The sequence below is a fragment of the Streptomyces filipinensis genome, from assembly GCF_014649495.1.
GTDB lineage: Bacteria > Actinomycetota > Actinomycetes > Streptomycetales > Streptomycetaceae > Streptomyces > Streptomyces filipinensis.
Map to the genome: position 1 here is coordinate 1 of NZ_BMTD01000045.1, position 9,678 is coordinate 9,678.

Consider the following 9,678-nt stretch of genomic DNA (forward strand, 5'->3'; position numbering starts at 1 on the left):
GGGGGGGGGGGGGGTGGGTCCTCCCTCACGTCAAGCCCCCGGTATTCGGCTGAGTTGCAGTGGCTCGGTACAGGTTGCCGGGCGACTATTCGCCAGGGTTCGCCGGGGTCCGCCACATGGTCTGCCACGAATGCACGGGTGTTTTGTAGGCGTGGCTGCTCAGCTTCAGAGCAGAGCGTGCCTTCCGTCGGTTTCTTCGCCAAGGAGGTGAGCATGCGGAAGCGGGCCAAGGTGCCCAGTCAGCGCAGGCAGCTCGAATGGGCTGCCCGAGCGCAGGTGATCACTGCTGTGCTCGGCGCGGTCACCGCGATCGCAGGGTGTGTGGCGCAGTTCGCGCGGTAACGCGACGCGGACAGGAGGGGTGCGGACGGCACAGTCGAGGCCTGCGTGAAGCGGGCCCGGCCGGCACATGATCGGCCGACCCCGCCTCAACGCCCACACACCGGCCGGGGCCCCTGGGTGCGACCAGGGCCCCGGCCACTCGCGCGTGTGGCCTCCGGCAGAACCGGAGGAGCCCCTACCAGGTCGATTATCCAGTGCTTGCCGGGAATGGCGCCCCTGGCGCACTGGGGCTATGGCTGGCGAAGGCTGGCGAAGGGGGATCGCGCGCTGCGCCCCGCCACAGCCACATGGCCAGCGACACCTGTCGATCCGCGGGGTGTTGTTCGGGGCTGAAGTGAGGCGAGGGGGAGACGGGGCGGTGAGCGTGTTGCCTGATCCAGGGGCTTCGCGGGCGGTCTTGGTGGGCACGAGCCGTTACCAGCATGTGCTCTCCGCGCGCGTGGGGGTGTTCCGGTTCCCGAGGCCTACCAAAATTGGGTGGTCAAGTGTTCCCCATGCACGTGGGGGTGCTCCGAAATTCGCTACGGCCGTGGACATGGCCAAGGCGTGTTCCCCACGCGTGTGGGGGTGGTCCGCGGGCGCACCCGGCGACGGAAGAGCACGTGGATCACGGCGGTGGGCTCGGAGGTGGCAGGGAGCGCGGACGGGATCCGGGCGAGCTCGCGCAGCACAGGAGTACGGTCGGGTGCCGGGACTTCCTTGGCGACCTGCAGGAGTTCCCTGCGAAACGCGAGGGGCTGCGTGTCTCGGCGTTGGTCACCAGCATGAAGCATCTCCAGGAGCACGGCTCGGCCAGAGCGGTCTTGCGGCGCTTCGGTCGGCCGCACAACCAGAAAGAGCCCCACCCGGTATCCCTTGTAGGTGGCGTCCGTTGGGGCCAGGAGGTGTCCGTCTTCGGCGGCCCAGCCGCGGGCTGCGGCGAGTTCTTCTTCCCAGGCGACGTCGTAGTGCGACCACACCATGCTGAGTTTCTCGGGCTGCGCGGCCCGGTCGGTGTCCATGTCGCCGCGGGCGTGGAAGCGCCTGGCGTCGGCGATCCACTGTCCAGGGGGAACCCGGCGAGTGCGGCCGGCCACCCCTCGGCGTCCACCGCCTGGCCGTCGCGGCCGGGCACGCGGTAGGTGAAGGGCACCCGCAGGTCACCGTGGTACCGGTTGTAGATGACGGCGGCTTCGATGCCGCGCCGCCAGTGGGTGTGTTCGGGGTTGAGGACGCGCAGGTTGATGAAGGCGCCCCGCTGGGCGGGGTCGCGCGGTGTGGAGAACTTCCGCAGGGCCTGAACCCCACCACCGACAGTACCCGCAGCGCGCACCGGGCGCTGCGGGTACCGCACGTCCCGGGGAGCGGGCGGTACGGTGGCCCGCTCAGGGACGTGCCGTGACCAGTGTGTCCACCAAGGCGCGGGCGGACTCCGTGGCGTTGCACACGTCGAGTTCAGCGAGGTCGCTTCCCGATCCGCTCGGCAGCCATTTCGGCGATCATGACCGTGGGTGCGTTCGTGTTTCCACTGATGACAGTCGGCATGACCGAGGCGTCGACGACACGGAGTCGCTCGACTCCGTGGACCTCCAGATCCGAATTGACGACGGAGTTGTCTCCCGTTCCCATGGCACAGGTTCCCACCGGGTGATACGCCGTGGCACTCCATCTGCGGACGTGCTCTTCAAGAGCCGCGTCGTCCAGACGGTCGAGGTCGTCACCGGCGGGCAGGTACGGCCGCCCCAGGTGGTCGGCGAACGGCGCGCAGTGGGCGATACCCATGACCGCTCTGAGTCCCGCGACCATGACCGACGTATCCGCGGGCACGTCGAAGTACCGGGGATCGATCAGCGGAGGGGTCTGCGGATCAGGCGACGCCAGACGGACGGTGCCGCGAGTCCGCGGGTGCAGGGGGACGCAGTTCATCGTGAACACCGGCCGGTCAGGTCTTTCCTCACCGCTGAGAACGAGTGCCGTGGCCCCTCCCACCAACTGGACGTCAGGACGGCTGCTGCGGCCGTCCGTGACGTTGAGGAACGCGCCTACCTCTCCGTAGTTCGAGGCGAAGGGCCCGTCGCCGTGCGCGCGCCACCGTTGGAGGTTGTCCGGGGTGAGCAAATCCCGCACGACATCGGTGGAGTTCTGGGTCTCCCACACGACAGGAGTCATCAAATGGTCCTGGAGGTTACGCCCGACCCCGGGCAGGGGGACTCGGACGTCTATCCCCACATCGTGCAGCTCATCGGGATCGCCTATGCCCGACAGAAGCAGCAGCTGGGGCGAGTTGATGGATCCGCCGCAGAGCAGTGTCTCCCTGTCGGCGTGAGCCGTGCGTTCCTGTCCGTTCCGGACGTAGGTGACGCCGGCTGCGCGTGCTCCGTCGAGCGTGATCTTTGTGGCCAGGGCGCTGGTGCGTACCACCAGATTGGATCGGCCAAGAGCCGGGCGCAGATAGGCGTCGGCCGTGGACCATCGCCGCCCGTGATGGCATGTCACCTGGTACAGGCCGGCGCCGACAGGGGACGCACCCGCGAAGTCGTCGTTGCGGTCCAGCCCCCACTTCACGGCGGCATCCAGCCAGGATTGTGAGAGTTCGTGGGTGTAGACGCGGTCCTCGACGTGCAGGGGACCGTTCGAACCGTGGTAGGGCTCGCCGAGGCGGTGGTTCGACTCGGACTGCATGAAATAGGGCAGGACGTCGTCGTAGCCCCAGCCTTTGGCTCCGTGCTCGTCACGCCAGCTGTCGTAGTCGTGCCGGTTGCCACGGGTGTAGATCATGACGTTGGTGGATGATGAGCCGCCCAGTGTCTTGCCCCGGGGCCAGGAGAAGGTGCGTCCCGGCTGGGGCTGCTCGAGCGTCCGGTAGCTCCAGTCGCTAGGCGATCCGAAGAGCATTCCGAGTGCGGCTGGGATGTGGATGAGTTCGTCGGTGTCAGGGCCGCCCGCTTCGAGGAGCAGTACGCGGACGCGGTCGTCGCGGCTCAGGCGGTCCGCGAGTACGCAACCGGCGCTGCCGGCGCCCACGATGACGTAGTCGAATCCTTCGGTTCGGGTGGAAGTCATGCTGGTCCCCTCGCCCGGCGAGCGGCCGTCGCCCGGACTCGCCCGAGGGGGGCGGCCGGCGCCGGCTGTCGCATCAGGGGTGGTAGATCGACTGGAGCTGCTGGTATGCGTGAAGCCCCTCGGGCCCCAGTTCGGTGCCGAGGCCGCTGGCCTTCCTGCCTCCGTAGGGGGAGGTCAGGTCGGGCAGATAGCCGTTGAGCCCGACGGTGCCGGTCCGCAGACGGCGGGCCACCTGGGCACCGTGGTCCAGGTCCGTGGTCCAGACGGTGCCGGCGAGGCCGTAGGCCGACTCGTTCGCCAGGCGCACCGCATCGTCCTCGCCGTCGTAGGGCGTGATCGTGAGGACCGGGCCGAAGATTTCCTCCTGCGCGATGGTCGACGCGTTCTCGACGTCGGCGAATACGGTGGGTTCGACGAACCAGCCCCGATCGAGGCCGGGTGGCCGGCCCCCTCCGGTGGTGAGCCGAGCCCCTTCGTTGAGGCCGGTCTTGATGTACCCCAGGACCCGTTCGCGCTGGCGCTGGCTGACGAGCGGGCCGATCTGGGTGCCGGGATCGAGCGCGTCACCGACGACGGCGTCACGGGCCATCGCCGTACAGAACCCGACCACTTCCCGATACCTGCTGCGGGGGGCCAGGATCCTGGTACTGGCGTAGCAGGTCTGACCGTTGTTCAGCAGACTGGCCATGAAGAACTGCTCTGCGGTCGCGGTGAGGTCGGCGTCGTCGAGGACGACGGCCGCGGACTTGCCTCCCAACTCCAGGGTCACCGGTCGCAGCAATTCGGCGCATGCGGCGGCCACTTGACGCCCCGCTCTGGTGGACCCGGTGAACGACACCTTGTCGATGTCAGGATGGGAGACCAGATACGCGCCGGTGTCGCGGCCGCCCGGAACGATGTTGATCACGCCGTCGGGGATCCCCGCTTCCTCGACCGCCTCCGCCAGCAGCACCGAGTCGAGGACCGTCTGCGGAGCCGGCTTGAGGACGAGCGCGCAACCGGCCGCCAGAGCCGGGGCGATCTTGAAGAAGGCGATGGTCTGAGGGAAGTTCCAGGTCATGATGGCGGCTACGACGCCGGCGGGTTCCCGGCGGACCAGGGTGGTGCCACGGGGCAGTCCGGTGCGCAGTTCCTCGGACGTCATGCTGCCGGCCAGACCCGCGTAGTAGCGCAGCAGGGCTGATGGCACCACACCTTCGAAGGACCGGGCGACAGTGATCGGCATGCCGTTCTGCGCGCTGACGGCGGCGGACGTCGCCCCCTTCCTGGCATCGAGCGCGTCCGCGAGACGGATCATGGCGGCCGCGCGATGTTCAGGGCCCCAGGAGGCCCAGCCGGCCGGTGCGTCGCATGCGGCACGAGCGGCTCCGACCGCCCGGTCGATGTCGTCCTGGGAACCGTCCGGCACGGTACCGAGATGATCGCCGGTACTCGCGGAGGCGACGTCGATGACACGGTCGCCGGACGTGTGCACCCAGCGTCCTGCGATGAACAGATGGTGGGGATCCATGGTGAACTCTCTCCACGGCATGCCAGGGGACCACGACAGTCCGTGGTTTTCGATAGGTGGATGACCAGCGGGCACGAGGGTGCTCAGCGCGGTACGCGGGCCGCTGACGGTCATGGTTTCCTGCGCGGCGGCCCGGCGCGTCGAACCTGCGGGTGGGCCACGTCTGCGACGCCCCTTGCGCCTGGTGCCGGCCTTGGGGGAGCGCTTTCATGATTCACAACTGAACAAATTCGACGCTACACCCATCTGGGGTAATTTGTCACCAGATGGGAAGAATGTTAGTGGAATGGCCATAGCCATGGCCCGTCGCCCGATGGAGGACGTCAGGCAGACGGCTCAAAGACCCCCACGAGGCCCCTGGGCATCGTGGCGGCAGGCCGGGCCCCGGTGCATGACATCGCACCATGAGCGTACGCCTCAAGGAGGTGGCACATCGTGAGGACATATGGCGGAGCCACGGCGGAAGAGCGCGCTTCGCTCCGGCGTCGGCGCCTCATGGAAAGCGGCCTGGAACTCTTCTCCAGCCGCGGATATGCCCACACCTCCATCCGTGCGGTACTCCGCCACGCCGGGCTGAAGGACAGGTACTTCGCGGAGAGCTTCACATCCCTCGACGATCTCATGGCGGCGCTCATGAGAGACATCTACGAGGAACAGATCACCCGGTGCGCCGGCGCGATCGCCACGGACCAGCCGCTGCGCGACCGGGCTCGGAACGTGATCGACGCCATCGTCGCGCTCTCTGTGGAAGAACCGAGAAAAGGGCGCGTCAAACTCACGGAATCCCTGGGAGCCGGTCCTCTCACAGCACACGAACGGCGGCTGGGGCTGCAGCGCATGAGCGACCTCGTGGAATCCCTCCTGACGGAAGGGCTTCACGATCCTCGGATGGACCCCACCACCCTGTCCGTGGCCCTCGTGGGCGCCGTCAGCGAGATGCTGCTGAGCTGGTTCAACGGAGAGCTGGGCATCTCAAGGGAGGAACTGGTGGATCAGGGCCTCCTCCTCTTCGAGGCCATCACCGAGCAGGCCTCGGAAACATCACGGGAATGACAGAGCAGCCGGCGTCAGCAGCTCCCAGCGACCATCCGGAACCGTTCCCCGAACTCGGCCGACCGCCTTCACCGGCGTTCCGCCACCTCCCCAGCCGCCTTCCTGCCAACGCTGACTCAGGCATTCACGAACGGGCCCTCGGGCTTCGGCGTCCCCGCACGAGCGAGGTCGCTCGTCAGCTAAGCAGCGATCGAGGCCGCGAGGCCAGGATCGCCTCGGCCTCGTCACCGATCGTCCGGACCACTTCTGCGGCGGGACGGACGGCATTGACGAAGATCGCCGACTGGCCGTAGAGAACCGCGCTCGTGTCAGGGTCGGGTGGGCTCTCAACGGGACTGACGTTCCTGGGAGGCGCGAATTCCTCCTTGCGGTCCCGCAGAGCCGCCTCGCGCTCTGACCACTCATCGGTGAACCGATTGCGGCGGACTCGTTCACCGATGGTCTCCGGCCACGGCAGCCCCGACACGATGTCGTAGGTCCGCGTCCATACGGTGTCGCTGCCGTCACTTTCCACGATCAGGCGCTTGTGGGCATCGTGTACCTCGATCGCTTCGGGCGTGGCGAGAAACGCCGTGCCCAGCCATGCGCCGTCCGCCCCGGCGGTGAGGACGGCCGCCAGTGTCCGGCCGTCGCCGATTCCTCCCGCGGCCAGCACCGGAACATCGGGGTAACGCCTCACGATCCCGGCAAGGAACGGCAGGAGGCCCATCGTCCCGGTATGGCCACCGGCCTCCGTACCCTGCGCCACGAGGACGTCGGCACCCGCGGCGACGGCCGCCTGCGCGTCATCGTAGTTCTGTACCTGGCACATCACCCGCGCTCCCACGGCCTTGGCACGAGCAAGCCACGGCTGCGGGTTTGCGAACGACAGCGCGATGACCTCTGGTCGCTCTTCCAGAGCGGCCTCGAAATGCGGTTCGGTGAAGGGCAGGAACGGCGTGATGAAGCCGACTCCGAAAGGGAGGTGGGTCGTAGCGCGGATGGTTGCGATCTCCGCATGGATCCAGTCCGGCCCTTTCCAGGGGTGGGTACCCCCGAAGGAGCCGAGACCGCCGGCCGCGGAGACAGCGGCGGCGAGTGTTCCGCCGCTGTGCAGTGCCATCGGGGCCGCCATCACCGGGTAGGTGATACCGAACATTTCGGTGAATCTCGTATGCAACATGGGGCGACGCTAGCGAACACAGTGCGCCCGACCCACCGGCAGCACGCCGACTCGCTGCGCCAAGCTACTCGACCGCGGAAGCGGAACCACAGAGCGCCCGACCCGGCCGGAACTCCAGGTGATGTCAGCCGTGGATCACGGACGGCGATGTGCCCCTCGACTGAATCGCAGCATACGAGAGGGAACACCCGTCCTAATTTTCGCGGACGGTGCGCTGGCCAAGGCAAGAGCTGGCGCAACAGACGGATCCTGTATCTCGCGCAGACACCCGAGTCCTGTGGGGGGCTCGGGCCTGTGTGCGGGCATGCTGATGTTGTGTGGCCGATCACGAACCAGCACCGGCCAGCTTTTGCGACAGTTCGATCATATTGCCCCACGGGTCACGGAAGAACGCCAGCCGCCGACTGATGTCCTCAATCTCGAAAGGCTCACCGATAAGGTCGACACCACGGCTGGCGAGCTCCGCACGTGCCGCGTCGACATCGTCGACATGGACGCACATGTGCTGGTAGCCACCGCGCTGCAAGCTGACTCCGAGGTCGTTGAGGACCTCCTGCGGGAAGGGCACGGGCCCGCCCAGCAGTTCCACATGGAAGTTGTCATCGTCGGGCGGGCAGAGGTACGCGAGCTTCAGCTCACCGTAAGGCCACTCCTGGAGCACTCGGAAGTCCAGCTTCTCCGTGTACCAAGCCTTCGCCGCGTCGTAGTCGGGAACACGAATACCGACATGGTGACCTCTGAAGGAGGAAAAGGGGCTTGATGGGTTTTTCGGCGGATGGGCCGGCATGGGCATCGCAATCACTCCTATCCTGTTGAACCATCAGGGGACGGCGCGAGAACCAGACGATTCAGCCTATCGTCCGATTCAGCAGAAAAGGCTGAACGCCAAGCCTAGGAAACCGTCGTCGAGTCCGGTTCTGATCACCCGCCTCACCAGCCGTCGGCCAGCACCCATCGAGCATGTCCTGCACCGATCGACCAGGCGCAGACGATGCCAACACCAATCCCACACCAGCCATTACAAACGACGCGGACGAGAGTGGCCGCCACTCCCGCCCCCTCCCCCCGGATACATACGGAGGGTGACGGTACATCGGATGCGGCGCACTCGATGCACCCCCTTGACCAGGTGTGCCGCCGCGGATTCCACCCAGTCCATCGCGTGGCAAGCAACCCTTGTCCAGCCACGAGCTTCCCGCGATCTTTCGACGTTTCCCCATGACACCGTCCGCTACCACTGCGGAGACGCCCCCCGGGCACCCGATCCACGGTGGCGGAGAGGAGATCCCTCCCTCCCGAGCGCACCGCGCATCATCACCGTGCGTAAGAGGCGATGCGTGGTACGGACGATGCCACGCGCTCGGGAATCGCGGTGCGTTCCACCGGGTGGGAGCGGATGCCACTCAGGCGCCCGGGCGGGGAGTGGAGCCCATCGTGATGCGCATCGGCTGTGCAGTGGAGTCCACCCTGTGCGATCCACCCGGTGGGGGAGAGCGGTGCATCGTGGGCAACACATCGCGCCCCGCGCCTACCGGTGCGCCTCCGCACGCCGCTGTTCCGGTGGCTGGTGCGCGTGGCGGTGCGACGGCCGCCAGGAGTCGGCTCTACGATCCGCGCGTGGGACAGACCCCGGCATAGAAGGCCGCGAAGACGACACACGGGCAGCAGCCGAAGAAGCGGCCCGGCAACGCGCAGCGCGAGGCGATCAACCGGGCGTAGGCGGCGAAGAAGAAGGCGGGCGTGCACGCCGCCCGGATCGAGAGCGGCGAGACGTTCCGCGGCCAGAAGACCTCGGACCAGCGGCGCGGAGCCTCGCCGTCCAGCACCAGTCCCACCCGCTGAACTCCGCCCCGGCGGTGGGGCGTCGGCCACGAACAAACGCACCCTGCAAGGGTTGGTCAAGGCGAAAACGGACACCTGCCGGGTCTGGTCGTCAGACCGCGGACAAGGGGTCCTTCCTCACGGTGACCCCGGCCCGTGCGTACATCCGCGCGGACCGGACGACCGCCGACCCGGCCAGCAGGCCGGAGGAACGAGGACACCGTGCCCGCCCCCGACCGACCCACCCCTTCCCGCCGCCCCCCGCGGCCGCGACCCTGGAGCCCCACCCCTCACACCCTCGCCGTCCGACCCGGCCACGCCCGGCGCAGCGGCTGCTGGACAAGCCCCGGTGAGGCCCTGCCGCCGGCGCTTGCGTTCCCACTGCCGAAGCCACTTCCGTGCCCGGCAGCCACGCACCCGGTATTTCCCCTTGTCACCACGGGTTTCCGAGCCCGAGCCGGATCGTCACCACCCTCTTCTCTTCCCTACGACCTGAGTTGGTTGTCGGTGGGGGGGAGATCATCAGGTCCGGGGGCCCGGTCCCTTCCACCGCCGGGGGCCGGCGCCCGGCCGCCGCCGCGATCGACCTGGACCGCGAGCCGGAAGAGATGGGCGGCATGCCCAAGAGCGCGGGCCGCTCCGGCGCCTCGCACCCGATGACGGTGAACGAGACGGTCATCGCGCTGATCCGCCCGAAGCCGAACCTGGACCTGGTCGGGGGGGGGGGGGGGGGGGGGGGGGGGGGGGG

The 9,678-nt window shown here is 67.9% G+C and carries 7 protein-coding genes; 1 reads left to right on the forward strand and 6 read right to left on the reverse strand.

Annotated elements, in window-relative coordinates; translation table 11 throughout:
* Window positions 1–863: 863 nt before the first annotated feature.
* From IE244_RS43440 to IE244_RS41165, 3 genes are all read right to left on the reverse strand, one after another.
* Window positions 864–1,343 carry a helicase associated domain-containing protein gene (locus IE244_RS43440; protein WP_444545084.1) on the reverse strand — a complete coding sequence of 160 codons (480 nt, stop codon included), beginning with the start codon at window positions 1,341–1,343 and terminating at the stop codon, window positions 864–866.
* 433 nt (window positions 1,344–1,776) lie between these two features.
* Window positions 1,777–3,384, reverse strand: a complete 1,608-nt coding sequence (locus IE244_RS41160; protein WP_191878702.1) for a GMC family oxidoreductase — start codon at window positions 3,382–3,384, stop codon at window positions 1,777–1,779.
* Window positions 3,385–3,457: 73 nt separating this feature from the next.
* Window positions 3,458–5,008 (reverse strand): aldehyde dehydrogenase, encoded by a 1,551-nt coding sequence (locus IE244_RS41165; RefSeq protein ID WP_229854890.1) that lies wholly within the window; start codon window positions 5,006–5,008, stop codon window positions 3,458–3,460.
* Between the two features lie 321 nt (window positions 5,009–5,329).
* Between IE244_RS41165 and IE244_RS41170 the strand changes: the two genes are divergently transcribed.
* On the forward strand, window positions 5,330–5,947 hold the full coding sequence (locus IE244_RS41170; RefSeq protein ID WP_191878703.1) for a TetR/AcrR family transcriptional regulator: 618 nt from the start codon (window positions 5,330–5,332) through the stop codon (window positions 5,945–5,947).
* Window positions 5,948–6,122: 175 nt separating this feature from the next.
* On the opposite strand, the gene IE244_RS41175 is transcribed toward IE244_RS41170, so the two are convergent.
* From IE244_RS41175 to IE244_RS41185, 3 genes are all read right to left on the reverse strand, one after another.
* Window positions 6,123–7,109, reverse strand: a complete 987-nt coding sequence (locus IE244_RS41175) for an NAD(P)H-dependent flavin oxidoreductase (protein ID WP_191878704.1) — start codon at window positions 7,107–7,109, stop codon at window positions 6,123–6,125.
* Between the two features lie 325 nt (window positions 7,110–7,434).
* Window positions 7,435–7,902 (reverse strand): VOC family protein, encoded by a 468-nt coding sequence (locus IE244_RS41180; protein WP_191878705.1) that lies wholly within the window; start codon window positions 7,900–7,902, stop codon window positions 7,435–7,437.
* An 811-nt stretch (window positions 7,903–8,713) separates the two neighbouring features.
* Complete coding sequence (locus IE244_RS41185) at window positions 8,714–8,944, reverse strand: hypothetical protein (RefSeq protein ID WP_191878706.1); 231 nt, start codon at window positions 8,942–8,944, stop codon at window positions 8,714–8,716.
* Window positions 8,945–9,678 lie beyond the last annotated feature (734 nt).

What these genes read in the sequence shown, in the direction of transcription:
- IE244_RS43440 (WP_444545084.1), bottom strand. Translation starts at nt 1,343, where the DNA reads ATGGACACCGACCGGGCCGCGCAGCCCGAGAAACTCAGCATGGTGTGG.
- IE244_RS41160 (WP_191878702.1), bottom strand. Translation starts at nt 3,384, where the DNA reads ATGACTTCCACCCGAACCGAAGGATTCGACTACGTCATCGTGGGCGCC.
- IE244_RS41165 (WP_229854890.1), bottom strand. Translation starts at nt 5,008, where the DNA reads ATGACCGTCAGCGGCCCGCGTACCGCGCTGAGCACCCTCGTGCCCGCT.
- IE244_RS41175 (WP_191878704.1), bottom strand. Translation starts at nt 7,109, where the DNA reads ATGTTGCATACGAGATTCACCGAAATGTTCGGTATCACCTACCCGGTG.
- IE244_RS41180 (WP_191878705.1), bottom strand. Translation starts at nt 7,902, where the DNA reads ATGCCCATGCCGGCCCATCCGCCGAAAAACCCATCAAGCCCCTTTTCC.